The organism is Methylotuvimicrobium sp. KM2 (genome assembly GCF_038051925.1).
Lineage (GTDB): Bacteria > Pseudomonadota > Gammaproteobacteria > Methylococcales > Methylomonadaceae > Methylotuvimicrobium.
In genome coordinates, this window is sequence record NZ_CP150634.1 from 3,275,155 (window position 1) to 3,296,111 (window position 20,957).

General features: G+C 50.7%; 14 protein-coding genes. 7 read left to right on the forward strand and 7 right to left on the reverse strand.

Translation table 11 applies throughout. The features are described 5' to 3' along the window. Positions 1-25 precede the first annotated feature (25 nt). The 4 genes from WJM45_RS13695 to WJM45_RS13710 all read right to left on the reverse strand — a co-directional run bounded on the left by WJM45_RS13695 (position 26) and on the right by WJM45_RS13710 (position 6,214). Positions 26-2,806: an Hsp70 family protein gene (locus WJM45_RS13695; RefSeq protein WP_341325650.1), complete on the reverse strand. Its 2,781-nt coding sequence runs from the start codon at positions 2,804-2,806 to the stop codon at positions 26-28. 210 nt (positions 2,807-3,016) lie between these two features. Then, positions 3,017-4,870: an Hsp70 family protein gene (locus tag WJM45_RS13700; RefSeq protein WP_341328946.1), complete on the reverse strand. Its 1,854-nt coding sequence runs from the start codon at positions 4,868-4,870 to the stop codon at positions 3,017-3,019. Between the two features lie 263 nt (positions 4,871-5,133). After that, positions 5,134-5,814, reverse strand: coding sequence for a DUF2760 domain-containing protein (locus tag WJM45_RS13705; protein WP_341325651.1), 681 nt, complete (start codon positions 5,812-5,814; stop codon positions 5,134-5,136). A gap of 19 nt (positions 5,815-5,833) precedes the next feature. After that, positions 5,834-6,214 (reverse strand): hypothetical protein, encoded by a 381-nt coding sequence (locus tag WJM45_RS13710; RefSeq protein ID WP_341325652.1) that lies wholly within the window; start codon positions 6,212-6,214, stop codon positions 5,834-5,836. Positions 6,215-6,453: 239 nt separating this feature from the next. On the opposite strand from WJM45_RS13710, the gene pdxA reads away from it, so the two are divergent. Together pdxA and rsmA are read left to right on the forward strand one after the other, a co-directional pair. Then, positions 6,454-7,467 carry a 4-hydroxythreonine-4-phosphate dehydrogenase PdxA gene (pdxA, locus tag WJM45_RS13715; RefSeq protein WP_341325653.1) on the forward strand — a complete coding sequence of 338 codons (1,014 nt, stop codon included), beginning with the start codon at positions 6,454-6,456 and terminating at the stop codon, positions 7,465-7,467. Further along, positions 7,457-8,245, forward strand: coding sequence for a 16S rRNA (adenine(1518)-N(6)/adenine(1519)-N(6))-dimethyltransferase RsmA (gene rsmA / locus WJM45_RS13720; RefSeq protein ID WP_341325654.1), 789 nt, complete (start codon positions 7,457-7,459; stop codon positions 8,243-8,245). Before pdxA ends, rsmA begins: the two co-directional genes overlap by 11 nt. A gap of 194 nt (positions 8,246-8,439) precedes the next feature. On the opposite strand, the gene WJM45_RS13725 is transcribed toward rsmA, so the two are convergent. After that, positions 8,440-10,920, reverse strand: a complete 2,481-nt coding sequence (locus tag WJM45_RS13725) for a glycogen/starch/alpha-glucan phosphorylase (protein ID WP_341325655.1) — start codon at positions 10,918-10,920, stop codon at positions 8,440-8,442. A 447-nt stretch (positions 10,921-11,367) separates the two neighbouring features. Here WJM45_RS13725 and WJM45_RS13730 point away from each other — a divergent pair, with 447 nt between their 5' ends. After that, complete coding sequence (locus tag WJM45_RS13730) at positions 11,368-13,059, forward strand: NAD-dependent malic enzyme (RefSeq protein ID WP_341325656.1); 1,692 nt, start codon at positions 11,368-11,370, stop codon at positions 13,057-13,059. Between the two features lie 295 nt (positions 13,060-13,354). On the opposite strand, the gene WJM45_RS13735 is transcribed toward WJM45_RS13730, so the two are convergent. Both WJM45_RS13735 and WJM45_RS13740 read right to left on the reverse strand, forming a co-directional pair. Beyond that, complete coding sequence (locus WJM45_RS13735) at positions 13,355-13,660, reverse strand: hypothetical protein (protein ID WP_341325657.1); 306 nt, start codon at positions 13,658-13,660, stop codon at positions 13,355-13,357. A 123-nt stretch (positions 13,661-13,783) separates the two neighbouring features. Further along, on the reverse strand, positions 13,784-14,365 hold the full coding sequence (locus WJM45_RS13740; RefSeq protein ID WP_341325658.1) for a cytochrome c: 582 nt from the start codon (positions 14,363-14,365) through the stop codon (positions 13,784-13,786). Between the two features lie 122 nt (positions 14,366-14,487). On the opposite strand from WJM45_RS13740, the gene WJM45_RS13745 reads away from it, so the two are divergent. The 4 genes from WJM45_RS13745 to WJM45_RS13760 all read left to right on the forward strand — a co-directional run bounded on the left by WJM45_RS13745 (position 14,488) and on the right by WJM45_RS13760 (position 20,689). Next, on the forward strand, positions 14,488-14,982 hold the full coding sequence (locus WJM45_RS13745) for an NUDIX hydrolase (protein ID WP_341325659.1): 495 nt from the start codon (positions 14,488-14,490) through the stop codon (positions 14,980-14,982). Positions 14,983-15,140: 158 nt separating this feature from the next. Then, the gene (gene nifJ / locus WJM45_RS13750) at positions 15,141-18,737 is read left to right on the forward strand and encodes a pyruvate:ferredoxin (flavodoxin) oxidoreductase (RefSeq protein WP_341325660.1); all 3,597 of its coding nucleotides are present in this window, start codon (positions 15,141-15,143) and stop codon (positions 18,735-18,737) included. Continuing rightward, positions 18,734-19,753, forward strand: a complete 1,020-nt coding sequence (locus WJM45_RS13755) for a dihydroorotate dehydrogenase-like protein (RefSeq protein WP_341325661.1) — start codon at positions 18,734-18,736, stop codon at positions 19,751-19,753. The genes nifJ and WJM45_RS13755 overlap by 4 nt, the downstream gene beginning before the upstream one ends. Before the next feature lie 39 nt (positions 19,754-19,792). Further along, a complete protein-coding gene (locus tag WJM45_RS13760; protein ID WP_341325662.1) occupies positions 19,793-20,689 on the forward strand; it encodes a GGDEF domain-containing protein in 897 nt (298 codons plus the stop codon). The last annotated feature ends 268 nt before the right edge of the window (positions 20,690-20,957 follow it).

Genomic DNA, 20,957 nt, shown 5'->3' on the forward strand with positions numbered 1-20,957 from the left:
ACTCAGCGCGAAATTATTTCTTGAATCAACCAATCAACTTTAAACCCGGCGGCAGGGCTTCGCCGAAGATTTGTTTCTCTTCTTTTTCGTCGAGTTCCTTCAGCGTTTCGACCATCGCAATCCACGACGTCGGCGCCTTGGCCGCTTTCAATTGCTCAATGATTTCGTAGCGTAACGCGTCATCGATATCACGACTTCTATCGCCGCTCATGCGCGCGATCAGCGTCGCGGCAAATCCGGCTTGGGGCGTTTTCTTCCAGTCGACTCGCATGATCTGTTTGAGCCAGTCGGATGCAGTCACGGACGGCACAATGTTATGACTACTACCATGAAACGGAATCCTCGCGCCGATTCGGCCGACCGCCCACCAGGTTTGCTCGGACTCGCCCGGACTTTGCAAACGTTTCAACAGCCATTCGCCGAGTTGTATTTTTTTCTCGACCGACAAACGTTCGAGCACGGCAGCAAGACGCACTATGTCGTCATAAGCGCGTGTCTTGAGTTGTTTCGCGACGACCGGTTGTCGCGCCGATGCCGGATTCAAATACTTATTGATATCATCGAAAATCTTTTCCTGCTCGGCTACATCGAGCCCGCCTGAAACACGCCGCCAAAGCGTCCACCACTCGCTCCATATTTGCGCTTCATTGACGTATTGAATCGATTGATCGTAAATCTTCCATAATTGTTCGACGCGCCATTCATCGAGCGGATAACCGAAGCCGGGACGCAGACAGAAACCGGTCAGACTCAACCAAACCCTTTCGTGATTTTCGGATCGTTTGCGGTATTTGATGCCGTCGAGCAAAGCACCGAACAAGCTTCGCAATAACGGCGTCTCCCAATCGGCGCGAGAACCAAGCAGTTTTTCGAGATCGGCACGCAAACTTTTGACCGCTTTCGGGTTAATTTGTTTGGACTTGGAACCGAACACCGCCTGCACCAACTCGACCGCCCTGTCGAATTGCGCCGGCAATTCAGCCTGAACGGCCGAGCCCGCTTTTTTGCGGATTTGAAATTCGACATCCCAACGCTTGCTTGAGTCTTGCACCGAAACGCACTGAATCTTCAGCGTGCCGACTTCAGTTTGCATGACGGCTAATCGGACAGTCACTTCGGAAGTAGACGGTTTTGCTTGTTTGGTTTCGAGCGGCGTCGTTTCGTCGCCTGACAACGCGACCGCCAGCGGCGGTAGCGAATGAAAACGCTCATCGTTGATCATAGTCAACTCGCCTGGCTTATATTCGGTGTCGCCCGTTGTCGAAGCCAGATGGAAGCGCACAGGCTGCCCTAATCGCAACGCGAATTGCCGGTCTTGTAAGACGACCTCGTGCCCCTCCTCGCTGCCGCGCGGCAAGATACAGACACCTTTCTGTTCGCCGCGTTCGGTATCGACAATCAAGAAATAACTGCGTGCCGCACCGCCGCCGATACGGACTTGTTTATTTCGCCTTGCCTGCGCGTAGCTAACCGCACCCAACGCAACCGACAATTCCGGATGTTTGTTTTCCAAAAGTCTCGGCGCACCACCTCGCCAGGATGCAATCAAATCGAGAATCCGCTGGGTCAGCGGGCGGCTACGAAACACTCCGCCGTTCAGCAACAAGGCATCCGGCACGGCACCCTCACCGTTCAAAGCATCGAGCGCGGCTTGGTTATGCAATTTCAAAAACGCTGCGATATGTTTGCTGACCGCCGGTTCCGCCGCATAAGGCAGACCGAATTCGACGACTCCGCTGCGCTTGCGGTCCGGTAAGTCATTCAAGCCCGATAACGGAAAGAAACCATCCAACGCGATGCTACGAATTTCATCGCGCGTCAACATCGCCGAGCGCGTGCCGCCGATCAATTTCGAACCGCCGCCGAGCAACGTGACGCCGAGTTGTTCCGGCGCCTCGTCGGCCAAGAGTTTTTCCTTGACGATGCGGCATTGCTCGATCAGTTGCGACATATCCGCCGCCGACAGGCGCTTACCGCCGCCTGTTATGCGTTGTTCGGCCAGATGCGCGAGAGCCAGATCGATGTTGTCGCCGCCGAGCATCAAATGGTCACCGACGCCGATCCGCGTCAGTTTCGGTTCCGGTTCGGCCGGCTCGACCTTGATCAGCGTTAAATCGGTCGTGCCTCCACCGACATCGCAAACCAACAGCAAACGCACGTCGGCCAATTCTTGCTTGATCCTGCCGTCATGACGCCGGAGCCAGTCGTAACAAACCGCTTGCGGCTCCTCGAGTAACTTGACTTGCATGAGCCCAGCCAATTTGGCGGCCTCGATCGTCAGAGATCTTGCGCCTTCGTCGAACGAAGCCGGAACCGTTATGACGATATCCTGATCTTCGAGCGGTGCGTACGGAAATTTGTGTCGCCAGACGCTACGGATATGCGCCAAATAACTGGCGCTAGCCTCGAGCGGCGAAACCTTCGAAATGTCGTCACTGCTGCTCCATGTACCCCATGGCAAAACGTCCGCGGTATGATCGATCGAAGGATGCGACAACCAGCTTTTCGCGCTGGTCACGAAGCGGCCCTGCGTTTTCGCGCCGAGCACACGCGCCGCCTCGCCGATTACAGCCTTGTCTTCGGTCGGCAAGAACGCCAAGTCTGCCTCGGACAATTCGCCTTCGGCCGGATGGTAACGCACCGACGGCAGCAACGGTCGCGCCGCGACTTCACCCGGTGCGACTAGCTGTTCGATGTCGAATATTCGAATTTCGGAGGCTGTTTGATCGGCGCGTGCGAAGGCTACGACCGTATGCGTCGTGCCAAGATCGATACCAACTAGAAATTGAGGATTTTGTTTTTGCACGGTAGAGTTATTGAAGCGATAGTATGGTTTTATTTATTGTTTCTCGCGCAGAAGCGCTAAAAATTTTCCTGATTCCCCCGGTTCTCCGTGGGAATCCAAGCATTGGTTGTCGGAGCAAGACCGGTATGCATTCCCACGCTGGAGCAGTGGGAACGAGGAAACTCTCTGCGCCTCCGCGCCTCTGCGCGAAATTATTTTTTGTAACCCGAATCAATCCTCTTCGCCGGCGCGAACGTCGAACTCGACTTTCCAACGCTTGTCGTCTTGACGCGAGACCGCATGCAATTCGAGGGTACCGACTTCGGTCACGGCCGAAGTCAGATGCACCGGAACAACCTCCCCGATTCTTCTGCCTTCTTCAGGCAAAGTAATCTCGATTTCATCCAGCTCTTCGAGCTCTTCATCGGTCCAATACTCCAACCGGGTACCGACTTGGTCCTCGCGGCGTGTATTCGAGCTGAAAAAACGGAATCGTACCGGTTCGCCGATGACTAATCCGAATTCGTCATCGGGCAATGCTGCTTCTGTGCCTTCTTCCATGCCGAACGGCGCGATACACAGCGCTTCGATCTCGGGCGGCATACCCGGCACCGCAGGCATTGCGCTTTCAATACCGACATAATAAGATGCTGCCGTGCCGCCTTTGATCCGAACGCCTTTACCTTTGCGCACATAACCATAATAGGCGGCTCCGCGCGCGACGGCCAAATCAAGGTCGGCACCTTCAAGTAAGCGCGCTTCGGGCGCTTGCTCTCCAGTCAACCAGCTGTTTAGAACTTCCATCAAGCGCTCGGCCAGCGGCGCGGCTTTTAATACGCCGCCATTGAACAACACAGCAGTCGGATGTAAAAACGATGCATGCTCTGGCAGATTGATATCTTTTAAGTCGTCGGTTGCGTTAAGTTGTTTGGCCAAAAACGCCGCCAAATGCCGTGTGATACCGGCATCCTGCGCATAAGGTAAGCCCGCCGTTCGCAGCCCGCCGCGAGGACGACTGATCGGACGGTCGGCGGCCGAGACTCGCGGAAAGAAACCTTCTATCAACACATTATTGATTTCATCGCGCGTCAATTCGGTACGCAACGAACCGCCGATTAACGACGAACCGCGATTCGGAACGACCAACGGCATCACATCCAACGAGGGATCGTTGAAAATCTTTTCTTTCGCTTCGCGGCAGCCATGGGTCAAGGCTTGAATTTGCCAGGACTCCAAACGCTTTCCGTCCTTTTCGAGCTTGGCTTTGACGGTATAAGCCAAGGCCAAATCCATATTATCGCCGCCGAGCAAGATATGGTCTCCGACCGCGACTCGCGTGAGTTCCAAATTTCCGTCCTGCTCGGTAACCGCGATCAACGACAAGTCGGTCGTACCGCCGCCGATATCGATCACCAATATGATATCGCCGACCTCAGTTTGCTTTCGCCATTCTCCGTTACTTCTTTCGATCCAGCTATATAATGCCGACTGTGGCTCTTCGAGCAAGAGCGCTTGTTCCAAACCGAGAAAACGCGCCGCTTCGACAGTCAATTCGCGAGCCGCTGGATCGAACGACGCCGGCACCGTAATGGTCAAGTCTTGACTAGCCAACGGCGCATCGGGGTGCAGTTGCGTCCAGGCATCACGTATGTGCTGTAAATAGGCGACGGTCGCTTGAAAAGGGGAAACCCGCTCGACTTCTTCGGGCGCCTCAGCCGGCAAAATTGGCGCCTTACAATCGACTCCGGCATGGCACAGCCAACTTTTCGCACTAGAAACCAACCGAATCGGAGCTTTACTCCCTAAACTGCGAGCGATCTCGCCGACTAAAAATTCAGGCTTCGAGGTCCAAGGCAAAGCCGTCGAGCCTTCCGCCAATTCGGAATGATGCGCCTGATATAAAAAAGACGGCAATTGCATCAATTCCTCGACCGCACCCGGCGAAGTTAATTGAGGTATCGCCATGACTTCTTGAGCATGGCCATCTTCATCGCTTTGACTCAAATCGACATAGGACAATACGCAATGCGTCGTGCCCAAGTCGATTCCAACCGAAAAACGAGGCCCTGTACTTTCATTTGTCATAACTTCGACTTCGCTACTTTCTTCAATGTTGTCATCTAACGACTCAATGTTGTTCGGCTCTTTTTCATTCCCTTCGGCCTGTAATACTTCAGTTTGCAACTCTTCAATTTCAGGCAGTCCTCCCTCAGCTCTTTCAACCTGTTGCTCCTCTTCTTGAACCTCTTCTATCTGAGATTCTGAATCTGCTATGTTTTCATTAGCTTTATTCGATTTAAAGATATCCTTGTTCGAATTTTCCGGTTTCAAATGTCCAAATAAACTTTTCATAACTCCACCTCAGCCGGTGCGATAATCTTGGCATTATGCCCCGCAGTCAATTTAGGGAGGCGTATTTCGGTCGCTTGCCAACCTCTATGAATCAAAGTTCCGGTAAACGGCGCTTCGCCGACAATGTTGCCGGTCAATCTAATCGACCCGGCATCGAAACCTTTCGGCAAAGTCACTTTATTTCCTTCTTGACCTTCATGAACGGCCACGAGTTTAAAGTGTTCGTTGACCGCCTTATTACAGCCTTCATGAACAACCCTTGCCGCCACACCGATATCGGCGTCATTGTAAGCGGTAATATCTTCTTTAATGAAGTCGATGAAGCGGGCTTCTTTTTGTAATAAACCCAGCAATTGTAAAGCCGCATCCGGCGTCGCTTCTTTTAATACGACCGGCTCCGGCGCCGGCGCTTGAACGACTTTTTCGACTTCGACGATCTTCTCGACGACTTTGACTTCAGGCTCGGGTATCTTGACGGTTTCGGCCATCGAGGCGGCGGACTCGCGTAAGACTTCTTCCAGCAGTCTTTTTCTACCTCTGGCGATTCCGATCAACATGACTATCAATAACACGATCAGCAAAATCGTTAATAAAGCCACCGTTCCCGCCAAACAAACATGCCATAAATCGAAGGTTGTCGGCTTTAGGGTTAAATCTATCGTATAGGTCGTATTCATAATATCCGTACTAATTTCATTATTGTTGTCCGGCTTTTCGCGCGGATTCGATGAACATCATTTCTCTGAGCACGTCGCGCGTGGTTTGAATGCGCATTTGCTTTAAATGCCGATCGGCAATTACTTCAGGTACCTTTTCCTGGAGATACACATTTCTCATATCGGCTAGAACATTCTCGCATTTCTTAACGATGGCTTCGGTACCTTTTCTAACATCTTGCGGCTTTGCCGAAACAACTTGTAATTCGTTAGCAATACATTTTTTATAATGATATTGCGACTCTTGAATTTTCTTGATCGTTGCGTCGGATAGCGATGTGTTATGCCATTCGTTTTTGGCATCGTCCGCTTGTGCGGATAAGGCAATGAAAGCCAACGCTATTATTAAAACCTGTTTCATCGTATTTCCCGTCTCAATTGAATAGTTATGACAAGATTTTACGCGAACAGACGGCAAATGAACAACAAAGCAAGAACCGCCAAGCTTTCAAATGCTGTAATTGACCTGTTTACCCTACCTGCCACACTTCGTATTTCGTTAGTGCCCGAGGACGCACCAGGGTTTTCGGCATCTAGCCTTAAAGCGCTTCCTGTAGATGCACGCTTACAGTAAAATATCCGTTTTTCTTAAATTACCCCATGGACGCACCCCCTACATTGAAGCGCATCGCCATTACCCCCGGCGAACCGGCTGGTATCGGCCCCGACCTTTGTCTCATGCTGGCACAACAGAGCCATGCCTGCCAACTCGTTGCGATCGCCGACCCCGATTTGCTAATCCAACGCGCTGAATCGCTGGATCTTAAACTCGAAATCAAGTCATTCGACCCGTCATCGGACCCCGTCGAACAAAGCGCAGGCTCTATCAGCATCTTGCCGGTTAAAATGCATACCCCTGCGCAATGCGGCCAACTCAACATGGAAAATAGCCGTTATGTCCTCAAAACGATCACGCGTGCTGCAAAAGGTTGCATCGACGGTTTGTTCGATGCGATGGTCACAGGCCCTGTGCATAAGGGTGTCATCAACGATGCGGGCATTGCTTTCAGCGGTCACACCGAATATATTGCCGGCCTTACCGGCGGGCATCCGGTCATGATGTTGGCGACACCGGGACTCCGAGTCGCACTGGCTACGACCCATCTCCCGCTTGCCGATGTCGCCGCCGCGATTACGCATAACCGGCTAAGAAGCGTTATACGTATACTGGCCCAAGATCTGCAAACACGCTTCAATCTGGCGAACCCGAAGATACTGGTCTGCGGCTTGAACCCCCATGCCGGCGAAAACGGCCACTTAGGATTGGAAGAAAAAGAGATCATAGAACCCGTTTTGGAAAATCTACGCGAACAAGGTCTCGACCTAATCGGCCCGCTCCCGGCCGATACGTTATTTACGCCGAAATATCTCGACACGGCCGATGCCGTATTGGCGATGTATCACGACCAGGGATTGCCGGTGTTGAAATATAAAGGCTTCGGCAACGCCGTAAACATCACATTGGGCTTACCGATTGTACGTACCTCGGTCGACCACGGCACCGCGCTCGATCTGGCAGGGACAGGTTCTATCGACACGGGCAGCATCGAATATGCCTTGGCAACGGCACTGGCAATGTCCTCATCCTCTCCAATCCGTACGCATGACACATAAAGCCCGCAAACGTTTCGGCCAGAATTTTTTAACCGATTATTCGATCATCGAAGAGATTCTCGGCAATATACAGGTCCGCCCGGGCGAACACTGGGTTGAGATCGGCCCCGGGCAAGGCGCGTTGACGGCGCCGTTATTGAACCATGCCATCCGGCTGGATATCGTTGAACTGGACCGCGACCTAGTGAGTCTGTTGAAAAAAAAATTCGGCGACAACGAACGCTTAACGATTCATAGCGCCGATGCATTGAGTTTCGATTTCCAAGCGCTTACGACGGACGGCAAACCGCTTAGAGTCATCGGCAACCTCCCCTACAATATTTCCACGCCATTGTTATTTCATTTATTGGAAAGCACATCCTGCATCGCCGATATGCATTTCATGCTGCAAAAAGAAGTCGTGGATCGGATTTGCGCCGAGCCCGGCAGCAAAAAATACGGGCGTCTGAGCGTGATGGCGCACTATTATTGCGCTGCGGAACATTTATTCGATGTCCCACCGGAAAGTTTCGACCCCGCTCCGCAAGTAACCTCATCGATTATCCGCCTGATTCCTCATAACAAGCCCCCGGTTTCGGTCAATTCGGTCGAAGACTTGAATCAGGTCGTCGTTCATGCCTTCTCTCAACGCCGTAAAACCATTCGCAACTCATTGAGGAATCTGCTTGACGAACAACAAATAGCAGAGCTCGGCATCGACCCGACCGTACGCGCCGAAACCTTGTCGCTGGAAGACTTCGCGGCATTGAGCCGCAACCTAAAAAAAGACAGCAAATAAACTGCGACAATCCGCCACGCGACAATTTGCCACATTTTCAAAGTCGGGTATCTTGCATAGACTATGCACAACTCTTGAGATGCAAACTTTCATATACTGCTATTTTTTTAAGAGCTTATATCCTTCTAATATCCTTTATGCGGCTTTTTAGCCGCATTTTTTGCCCGACACTTTTCCTAAAGACAGCGTACAGCTCAAATAAGTCTAAATGGATCCACTTCCGGGACTTCGATCGGCACCGACTCGACCTTCCAAATCTCCCGGCAATACTCGGCAATCGTTCGATCCGATGAAAACTTACCGGACCTCGCTGTATTCAGCACCGACATCCGGTTCCAGCGCGTTCTGTCGCGGTAAACCGTATCTATAGAATCCTGGCACTCCCGGTACGCATTGAAGTCGGCCAATACCAAATAAGGATCGCTGTAGATCAGATTATCGGTCAAATCACGGAACAAACCGGTATCGCCGTGCGAAAAAAAACCGTTTCGAATCAGATCTATGGCGTCTTTCAAAATCGCATCTTGCTGATACGCGTCATTCGGAGCATAACCCCGCTCATAAATTGAACGCACCTCTTCCGCTGTCATGCCGAACAAAAAGAAATTTTCTTCGCCGACTTCCTCGCGAATTTCGATATTGGCGCCATCTAGCGTACCGATGGTCAGCGCGCCATTCATCGCGAACTTCATGTTGCCGGTTCCGGAAGCCTCTTTTCCGGCCGTGGAAATTTGCTCCGACACCTCGGTTGCGGCATAAATCTGCTGACCGTTCGTGACATTGAAATTCGGCAAAAACACAACCTTGAGACGGTCTTTCGTCGACGGGTCGCGATTGACGACCCGCCCCACTTCATTGATCAGCTTAATAATGAGCTTGGCCAAATGATAGCCGGGCGCGGCCTTGCCGGCGAATATGAAGGTGCGCGGATGAATATCGAAATGCGGATCGGTTTTCAGCTTCCGGTAAAGAGCAATCACATAAAGAATATTCAAATGCTGTCTTTTGTATTCATGAATGCGCTTGGCCTGCACATCGAAAATCGATTCCGGATCGACGCTGACCCCGGTGCGCTTATAGAGATTCAGCGCGAAATCATGTTTATTGAGCCGCTTGGCATCTTCCCAACGATTTAAAAATACCGCATCGTCCGAAAAGCGTTGAAGATCTTGGAGTTTTCCCAAATTTCTCACCCAAGTATCTCCGATCGCTTCGCTAATGACCTTACTGAGCCTCGGATTACATAATGCCAGCCAACGCCGTGGCGTCACGCCGTTGGTTTTATTGCTGAACTTATCAGGCCAAAGACTATAAAAATCCTTTAGCACATCGCGTTTGAGCAGTTCGGTATGCAATGCGGCGACACCATTGATCGCATGACTGCCGGCACAAGCCAGGTGCGCCATGCGCACCATTCTTGCCCCGTTTTCGTCGATCATCGACATTCGGATGACTTTGGCAGTATCGCCGAGACATTGCGCTCTGACTTGTTCGAGAAAGCGACTATTGATTTCATAGATGATCTCCATCAATCTTGGCAGCAAACTTTCCATCAACTCCACCGGCCAACATTCCAATGCCTCCGGCAACAGCGTGTGATTGGTGTAGGCGAAAGTTCGTCTCGTCACGTTCCACGCCGTGTCCCAAGACATATCTTGCTCATCGACCAACAGCCGCATCAGCTCGGCGATGGCAATGGCGGGATGGGTATCGTTCAATTGCACGGCGAACTTTTCATGAAAATGCTCCAAACGGATGCGTTGGGTCTTCATGATGCGCAGCATGTCTTGCAATGAGCACGAAACGAAAAAATATTGCTGCTCCAAACGCAACTGCTTGCCCTGTAATGGTCCATCGTTCGGATACAAAATTTTGGTCAGATTTTCCGAAGCGACTTTTTCCTCGACCGCGCCGTAATAATCACCTTGATTGAAACGCTCGAAATTGAAGGACTCCGGAGCGACGGCTTGCCACAAACGCAAAGTGTTCGCGGTATTGTTGCGGTACCCTAGAATCGGGGTATCATACGGCACACCCTTGACCGACCAGCCGGGAACCCAATTGACTTTCATTTCGCCGTTATCGGCAACATAGCGCTCGGTATGCCCGCCCAATTTAATCTCGACCGCCCATTCTGGACGGACAATCTCCCAGGGATTACCGCGAAACAACCATTTATCGGTCTTTTCCACCTGCCAGCCATCGAAGATGACCTGCTCGAAAATTCCGAATTCATAGCGAATACCATAACCGACCGAGGGAATGTTCATTGTCGCCATCGAATCGAGAAAACAGGCCGCCAAACGCCCCAGCCCTCCGTTCCCCAAGCCCGGCTCCGGCTCTTCCCCGAGCAAATCGTCCAATTTCAAGCCTAGTTCAGCCATGGCCTGAGCGACCAATTCGGTCATGCCCAGATTCAACAAATTCGACGCCAGATGCGGTCCCATCAAAAATTCGGCCGATAAATACGCCACGGTGCGCGATTTTTTTTCGACGTATTCGGTCGCGGTGCCGACCCAGCGAGCCATCAACATATCCCGCACGGTATAGGACAAGGCCATATAATAATCGAAGGTGCTGGCCAATGCCGGAAACTTACCTTGCACATTGGCTAAATTGCGAAAGAAGTTTCGTTTAATGTCGTCGGTGGTCAATGGGAAATGATTTTGTTTCATAGTTGTCGTTCTCGTATAGGGTGAACAGTCTATCAAATTAAAAAGCAATACTAATGCCATGACAGGACTATACCTATTGTTAATCCGAATTCGACACCGAGACGCCGAAACTTGAGTCGTTAAGAGTATAATCATGCTGTAATAGGTAAGAAATAACTTGAACACTCATACACGGAGGGCGTGTGTAACTTGTTCAAATTATTTAGCGCATGTTATACCTTTCATACTTGAAATTTCGACAGTGCCTGATGAGGCTCTATGCCAGCATGGAGCTGGCATAGAGCCTGCATGGATGTATTCACCAAGCACCTAAATTCCATAGCCTTTTGGCTATGGTAACTATCTTGCGTAATTTAGGTGCTGGGCCTTTGACGGGCACCCCGGCGCCGAATTTTGATCTACGATGGGTATACATTCAAAACCAGGTTGACTAAGGAAACTTCCGTTATGACAGCAATGTCGAAAACTCCTCTTTATATCCCTTATGCAGGCCCTGCTTTATTGGAAATGCCTTTACTGAATAAAGGCTGTGCGTTCAGTAAAGAAGAACGGCAAACATTTAATTTAACCGGGTTGCTCCCGCCTCGATACGAAACGATCGAAGAACAAGTCCAACGCGCTTATCTTCAGTATTCGAGCTTTAAAAACGCAATCAACAAGCATATTTATTTGCGTTCGATACAAGACAATAACGAAACGCTGTTTTATCGACTCCTGCAGGACCATCTGCCGGAGATGTTGCCTATTATTTATACGCCGACCGTCGGCGATGCCTGCGAGCAATTTTCGGATATATATCGCAGTAGCCGAGGCTTGTTTATTTCTTACGTGGAACGTCAACAAATGGACGACATTCTGCGTTACACCACCAAAAGAAATGTCAAAATTATTGTCGTTACCGATGGCGAAAGAGTCTTGGGTCTGGGTGACCAAGGAATCGGCGGCATGGGCATTTCGATCGGCAAACTGTCGCTCTATACCGCTTGCGGCGGAATTAGCCCGGCTTATACCTTACCGGTAGTACTTGATGTCGGCACCAATAACGAAAAGTTATTACAAGACCCGATGTATATGGGCGAGCGTCATAGAAGGATTCCTCAAGCGGAATACGACGCTTTCATCGACCTTTTTTTACAAGCCGTCAAGCGCCGCTGGCCGGATGTTATCGTGCAATTCGAAGACTTCGCGCAACCGAATGCGATGCCGATATTGCAACGCTACCGAGACCAACTGTGCTGCTTCAATGATGACATTCAAGGCACTGCCGCGGTCACGGTCGGTACGCTGTTGGCTGCTTGCCGAGTTAAAAACAGGAAGTTGTCCGAGCAGCGAGTGGTCTTTGTCGGAGCCGGTTCGGCCGGTTGCGGCATTGCCGAGCAGGTCATCGCGCAAATGCGGACCGAGGGACTGTCCGAACGCGAAGCCCGTCATCGCGTTTACATGGTCGACCGTTTCGGTTTACTCACCGAAGAAATGACAGAACTTAGGGACTTTCAACAAAAACTGGCTCAAGCATCAAACCGACTAGAGGACTGGTCAATCGAAGGCGACTATCCGTCATTGCTTGAAGTCATTCAATACGCCAAACCGACCGTTTTGATCGGCGTTTCCGGCCAACACGGCATTTTTACAGAAACCGTGATTCGGACTATGACCCAAGGTTGCGATTGGCCGATCGTTTTTCCGCTAAGCAACCCGCCACGCCAAGTGGAGGCTACGCCCGAACAAATTATCGAGTGGACCGAAGGACGGGTTCTATTAGCCGCGGGTAGCCCCTTTCCTCCCGTCGAATACGGCGGTAAGCGCTATGATGTCACGCAGTGCAACAATAGCTATATTTTTCCGGGAGTCGGGCTCGGCGTTATTGCCGTGCAAGCCAGACGAATCTCAGACGAAATGTTGATCGCCGCCAGCGAAACCCTGGCCGCAGCATCGCCCTTGGCCAACACCGGACAAGGCGAATTATTGCCGCCATTGACGGAATTACCGGAACTGAGCAAATGCATCGCTTTCGCGGTAGGCAAAGTCGCGCTTAAGCAAAACTTGGCGCTTGAAATTAGCGATCAGCAATTACTAGAACGCATCGAAGAAAATTTCTGGCAACCGGTCTATCGGCACTATAAGCGGATTTGTTTTTAATTCCGCATAGCATCCGATAAATGCGTAAAAAAATAAGGCTCTGTATGCGGTAATAGTTGAAAACACCCACCACTACCGGAAGTACTTAAAAATTCAAAGTGAATTGTAGGGTACGCTGCGCGTACCTTGTCATAAGAAAGTCAAGCCCCATATTTCAACTATCAACGCGAACATAGCCAAAAATAAACTACGGCTTGCTCTTTGATCAATGAAAGATGTTATTCCAATAGGGATTGCCGGAATTCAGTAACCCTGGATAATGACTTAGCATAAGGCTTAACTATAACTGTTCCGTTTAATCGCTATTAATTTCTTCGGCACCTGATTGCCAACGATCAGCCGGTTTATTAAGATTATTCTGCTCAATATATTCGTTATATTTTCGGTGCCGTTCGCGTTTTTGTTCGAAATCTTCGTATCGGTTCATTGGACGTTTCGCATTATCCTTACTCCTACGATAGACTCGACGCTCGGGAAGCGCGGCATCGTCGAGATAGCGCCGCCGCATATTTTCGAAGCGCTCTTGTTTAGTCTTCTTCTGCTCCTGATCTTGTTCATTTCGCCGGTTCGTTTCGCCTACCTGTCTAGATCTGCTTTCCACAGGGGAGGATTCTGGCTGTCTAGCGATAGCCAGACCCGACTGAAAAATCGAAAACAAAATAGTTAACAATAAAAGATAATGTCTATTAACCACCCCAGCCTCCCGGGAATCATTGAGTTTGATTTATAAAGAGCCGAGATAAGCAGCCAAGACCTTGATATCTTCTTCGCTTAAATTTTTTGCGATGGCATTCATGGGACTGCCTTTACGCGTGCCGGACTTGAATGCTTTCAATTGTTTGGCTAGGTAATCGGTGTGTTGCCCTGCCAACCTTGGAAATTGCATTCTCCCTTCTGCGCCTTTGCCATGGCAACCTAGACACATCGTCGATTGTTTCTCGCCTAACTCGGCTAATTTTGGATCGACAACAGCACTCCTAGGTTGTTGGCTTGAAAAATAAGCCGCAAGATCGGCCATGTCTTCATCGCTAAGCCCCTGGGCCATATTTTTCATTATGGGGCCTTCGCGCGAACCGCTCTTGAAGGCTTTTAGTTGTTTGACGATATACCCGGGCCGCTGACCGGCTAGTATAGGAAATTGAGCATCGACACTTATGCCGTTCAAACCATGACAATTAGTACACGCTGACGCTTTATTCTCGCCTGCCTTTGCATCGGCGGCGATTGCGTTAGCATCGAAAACCAAAGAGCCGAATAAACAAACGGATGACAGCATGATCGAATTGTAAAAATTACTTTTTTTCATCGTTTCCTCCTAATTGCATCGGTAGGGTAGACATGATCGAATTTTTGAGTTAGAAAAATTCCGAATCAGTGTTGATCACTATAACGCGTCATCGGCCCCACTGTCAGTAACTTGTTATTTTTATGCCTGATCAATCATTAAAATCATTGCCCACTCCTATGATCGGCGTAAGCGGTATCGCTTTCAATCGCCATCGAGAAGTTTTGTTAATCCGGCGAAATCAAGCGCCAGCGCAAGGTCTATGGTCGATTCCCGGCGGCAAGTTGGAACCGGGCGAAACACTGATCGAAGCTTGCCGACGCGAAATCGAGGAGGAAACCGGCCTTAAAAATACCCGAGTACTCAGCCTCGTGGCACTTGTCGAACGCAATATCGAAAATTTTCATTATGTTATTGCCGATTTTTTGGTCGAAATCATCGACGGAGAAAACCGAACGCCTATTGCAAATTCCGACGTCTCGGAAGCTTGCTGGATTGCATTGGATCGACTCGATCATTACGAATTGGTCCCTGGCCTAAGAGACATCATTGAAAACGCCCATCGACTTTGGCAGTCTGGTACTTTACCCGGTTTGGTCGACCCCAACGGAAAAACCGGTGATTTTATCTGTACGTAAGCGATCTTTTACCGATCGAAACCCTGTTCTCTTTGTACGGTATATTGGAGTGTCATGCTCAAAATGACCCCCGCTTTGCGCTTTATGTGCTTTAGGTTACACTTCAAGAAGATCGAAATCATAGGCCTGAGCCTAATTCTCCGGAGAGGGGTACACTCATGATCACGACCAGAACGACCATCGACGGTAACGAAGCAGCTGCCCATATCGCCTATTTAACCAATGAAGTGATCGCGATTTATCCGATCACGCCGGCTTCGCCGATGGGCGAATTGTCCGATAAATGGGCTTCCGATCGACATAAAAATATTTGGGGTACGGTCCCGAGCGTCATCGAAATGCAAAGCGAAGGCGGCGCGGCAGGCACGATACATGGCGCACTGCAAAACGGCGCATTGGCGACCACTTTTACCGCCTCGCAAGGCTTGCTGCTAATGATTCCGAACATGTACAAAATCGCCGGCGAACTGGCACCGACGGTGTTCCATATCGCAGCGCGATCGCTGGCAAGCCAAGCATTGTCGATCTTCGGCGATCACAGCGACGTGATGTCGGCCCGCGCCACCGGATTCGCTTTTTTATCGTCGAATTCGGTTCAGGAAGTGATGGATTTGGCCTTGATCGCCCAAGCCGCCACCTTGAAATCGCGCATTCCGATTCTGCATTTTTTCGACGGTTTCAGAACCTCGCACGAAGTCGCCTCGATCGAGATGATCGACCGCGAGACGGTACGCGCGATGATCGACGACGAACTGGTCGAAGCCCACCGACAACGCGCGCTCTCTCCCGACAGTCCGGTGTTGCGCGGCAGCACGCAAAATCCCGATGTTTACTTCCAGGCCCGCGAGACGGTCAATCCTTATTATCAGGCCATGCCGGCCATCGTCCAACAAACCATGGACCGTTTCGCCGAATTGACAGGACGCCGTTATCGCCTATTCGATTATCTCGGCCCGGATGATGCCGAACGCATCATTGTATTGATGGGCTCGGGCGCCGAGACCGTCGAGGAAACGATCAATCACTTGAATACCCGAGGCGGCAAGAACGGCCTGCTCAAAGTCCGGCTGTATCGCCCGTTCGACCCTGAAGCCTTGCTAGCCGCAATACCCAATACCGTACGCGCCATAGCTGTGCTGGATAGAACCAAAGAACCCGGCTCCGACGGTGAACCGCTTTACAAAGACGTACTAACTGCACTGGCGCAAGACTCCATGAGCGGTCAGCCAAGTTTCGAGCACATGCCGCGTGTTGTCGGAGGCCGTTACGGCCTATCATCTAAAGAATTCACGCCGGGCATGGTCAAGGCCATCTACGATGAACTGGCGAAAGACAAACCGAACAATCAGTTCACGATCGGCATTCACGACGATGTAAGCCATACCAGTCTGGCCTGGGACCCCGAGTTTCGAAGCGACGCCTCGAAAGAAAATTTCAGTGCGGTGTTTTACGGTTTAGGCAGCGACGGCACAGTCAGCGCCAACAAGAACTCGATCAAGATCATCGGAGCTAAAACCGATCAACATGCCCAGGGTTATTTCGTTTACGATTCCAAAAAATCCGGCGCGGTCACGGTTTCGCATCTGCGCTTCGGCAAAGAAAAAATCCGCTCGAGCTACTTGATCGAAGATAACGAAGCCCGTTTCGTCGCCTGCCATCAACCGGTATTTCTCGAACGCTACTCGATGTTGGACAAGGCAGCGCCGAACAGCGTTTTTCTACTCAATTCGGCGCTGCCTGTCGACGAAGTTTGGTCTTCATTACCGTGCAGCATGCAGCAGACGATCATCGACAAAAACATCGACTTTTATACGATCGACGCCTATGCCATCGCGCAAGCCAGCGGCATGGGGAGACTGATCAACACCGTGATGCAAAGCTGTTTTTTCGCGCTAGTCGACATCATTCCGAAAGACGAAGCCATTGCCGCTATCAAGGAAGCGGTGAAAAAAACCTACGTAAAAGCCGGAAAGCGAATTTTAGAAGCAAACCTTAAAGCGATCGATTCGGCATTGGACGGTCTGCAACGAGTCAAAATACCCGATCAAGTCGACAGCGTATTCGAAATACCATCCTCCGTATCCGACGATGCACCTTCGTTCATCCGCGAAGTTACCGCCGAGATCATGGCCGGACGCGGCGATACGGTACCGGTCAGTCGCTTATCGGCCGACGGCACTTTCCCTACCGGCACTGCGCGCCTTGACAAACGCAACTTGGCCTTACAAATTCCGGTATGGGAATCGGATATCTGCACACAATGCGGCAAATGCGTCTTTGTTTGTCCCCATTCAGTGATACGCAGCAAAATTTTTAGCGATGCACAAATCGCCGACGCACCGACTAGCTTCAAACATGTGCCTATCTTGAGCAAAGCCTTCGGTGAAGACTTACAAATCAGCTATCAGGTTGCCCCCGAAGACTGTACCGGCTGCAATCTGTGCGTCGAAGTCTGCCCGATCCGCGACCGAGAAAATCCTGAACGTAAAGCGATAAACATGGCGCCGCAACCGCCATTGCGTGAACAAGAAAAAATTAATTGGGAATTTTTCGAAAAAATACCCGATTATGCACGCACGTCGTTGCATCCGAATAAAATCCCCGAAGCGATGCACCTGCAGCCGCTATTCGAATTTTCAAGCGCCTGCGTCGGTTGCGGCGAGACGCCTTATATCCGACTCGCCACACAATTGTTCGGCGACCGCATGGTTGTAGCGAACGCGACCGGCTGCTCATCAATTTACGGCGGCAATCTGCCGACCACGCCGTGGGCGAAAAATGCCGACGGACGAGGTCCGGCCTGGTCGAATTCGTTATTCGAGGATAATGCCGAATTCGGACTCGGCATGCGCGTTGCGATCGACAAACAACAAGAATATGCCGCCGAATTGTTACTAGGCCTTCGTGACACTATCGGAAGCGATTTGGCTAATGCCATCTTGAATGCCGATCAACACGATGAAGCCGGCATTTACGAACAGCGCGAGCGCGTCGCCGAGTTGAAAAGGAAACTGGCCGAATTAACCGACAATGCCGCGAAACAACTTTTGGGCGTCGCCGACACGTTGGTCAAACGTAGCGTCTGGATTATCGGCGGCGACGGCTGGGGCTACGACATCGGGTTCGGCGGTCTCGATCATGTCATGGCGGCCGGTCGCGATATCAATATTCTGCTGCTGGACACCGAGGTGTATTCAAATACCGGCGGGCAAACATCGAAAGCCACGCCGCGCGGTGCGATCGCCAAATTTTCGGCCGCCGGCAAGGGCACGCCGAAAAAAGACCTGGCCCGTCTCGCGATCGACTACGAGCAAGTCTATGTCGCGCAAGTGGCCTTCGGCGCCAAGGATACGCAAACCCTGCGCGCCTTTCTCGAGGCCGAATCCTATCCCGGCACATCGTTGATCATCGCCTACAGCCCGTGTATCGCGCATGGCGTCGATTTGTCTAACAATCTGCGCCAACAGGATTTGGCGGTCCGTTCCGGGCATTGGCCGCTATTGCGATACGATCCGCGTTTGGCCGATTCCGGTCATAATCCACTGCAATTGGACAGCAAAAAACCGTCGATTCCGTTCCGCGATTATGCGATGACCGAAGCGCGCTTCAGCATGCTCGGCCGCACGCATCCAGACGAATCCGAGCGCTTCTTGAATCAATCGCAAAAAGATGTCAATGCCCGTTATCGGCATTACCGGGAACAGGCCGACAAAGTCTTCGATAAACCGGCCGAGAAATCGGGAGAAAAAGCATGAGCGGTATCGATCTGAGCACAACCTATTTGGGCTTGAAACTCAGCAGCCCGTTAGTCGCATCGGCTTCGCCGCTGTCGCGTAGCCTGGATTCATCGAGGCAATTGGAAGATGCCGGCGCCTCGGCCATTGTCATGTATTCGCTGTTCGAAGAGGAGTTACGTCAGCAGGAAGAAGAAACGGCGCGCTTCATGATCAATCAGGGCATCGGTTTCGGCGAGGCGGATAGCTTTTTACCGTTCGACAGCCGTTATCAACATGGGCTGGATCAATACTTGGAGCAACTCGCCGAATTGAAAAAGGCGCTGCATATCCCGGTCATTGCAAGCTTGAACGGCACATCGCTAGACGGTTGGGTTGAGCACGGCAAATTATTGCAAGATGCCGGTGCCGATGCCTTGGAACTGAATGTATATTACCTGAGCGCCGACATCAACGAGTCCGGCGCCGCCGTCGAAGCTCGTTACCTGGAATTGCTGAAGGCCTTACGCGAATCGGTCGACATACCCATCGCGATGAAGCTGTCGCCTTATTTCAGCGGCCTGGCGCACTTCGTTAAATCGCTAGAACAAGCAGGCGCCGACGGCGTTGTGCTATTTAACCGTTTTTATCAACCCGATATCGATTTGGACGATCTGCAAGTCACGTCACAGTTGCAATGGTCGCGTTCGTCCGATGCTCAACTGCCCTTGCGTTGGGTTGCATTGCTCTACGGAAAGGTCAAGCTCTCGTTGGCAACGACCAGTGGCGTGCGCAGTGCCGATGATGTGCTAAAAATGATTCTGGCCGGAGCCGATGTCAGTCAAATGTGCTCAATATTACTGGAAAAAGGCCCGGCTTATCTGGAGAACATCAATAACGAACTGATCGATTGGCTTGAAGAACACGAATACGACTCCATCCACGAAATCAAAGGCCATTTAAGTAAACAGCGCTGCGCCAACCCTAATATATTCGAGCGTTCCAATTACATTCATTTACTGGACGGCTATACTCCGGCGCAAGGCGTTCGTGGCTGATCAACGCCTGCACCCTCGTTTTTTTTTACAGGAGAGCGAATGGACAATCAGCAAATGGAAACCCTAATCGATACTACATTGTCCGCGCATTCCGCAGACACTGCATCGCTCGAACCTTATCTGGTATTACTTTCCGGCAAACACACAGGCAAGCAATTTAAGCTTTTTCGCCCAAAAAACGTTTTCGGCCGAGGGCATGATGCGGATATTATTATCGCTGACCCCAAAATATCCCGCCGCCACGGCGCTTTTATCGTCAAATCCGGCGTCGTTATGGTAGAGGATTACGGCTCGACCAATGGCACCTATATCGATGAAAGGCGCATCGACAATGAGAAGATTTCCTTACTCTCGCGCATCCGTGCCGGCGGCACTTACATGCGCATCGATTATAAAAAACCAAGCGAAGCTCAATCTGAACTAGCTTTATACCAGGCTGCCAATACCGATGTTCTGACCCAAATACCCAACCGCCGGGCTTTTGTGATTCGCGGACAAGAAGAGCTGTCTTATTGTAAACGCAATCGCACCGGACTAACCGTAGTCATGTGCGATGTCGATCATTTTAAAAAAATCAACGATACATTCGGACATCTCGCCGGCGACCAGGTTTTGAGGGACCTGGCTGAAATGCTGAATAAGGAAATGCGCACCGAAGACACACTTGCGCGATATGGCGGCGAAGAATTCATTATGTTGCTGAGGGGTAGCTCGGAAAACCAGGCGCTGATTTTAGCCGAACGCATCCGTGAAAAAGTAGCGCGTAAGGCGTTCGAATATCAGCATCTGAGAATACCGGCAACACTCTCGTTCGGCATTTGCAGTCGTCAAAGCGCTTATATCGACTCGCTCGAATCGATGATCCGGGCCGCAGACCGAGCGCTTTATCAGGCCAAAAAAAACGGCCGCAACCAGGTCGCGATAGATCGAGTTTGAGAAGAATTATCCTACTTTCTTTATACTCAAAAAATGGTTAACTCTATGAAGAAAAGCCCATGAAATCAAAAATTTAATTATTCTTGCTCGTCATGGTTATTTCATTAAGATTGAATACTGTTACAGTCTCTTGAGCTTGGAAAACAACGGAACACTCCTATTTCATCTTGCATCTTTCATCTTTCATCTTTCCCCTTTCCTCTTCCACCTTCTTTAATCCAACCTAAACAGCTAAAATCAATAAATCTTTGTTTTATAGTGCCCAACA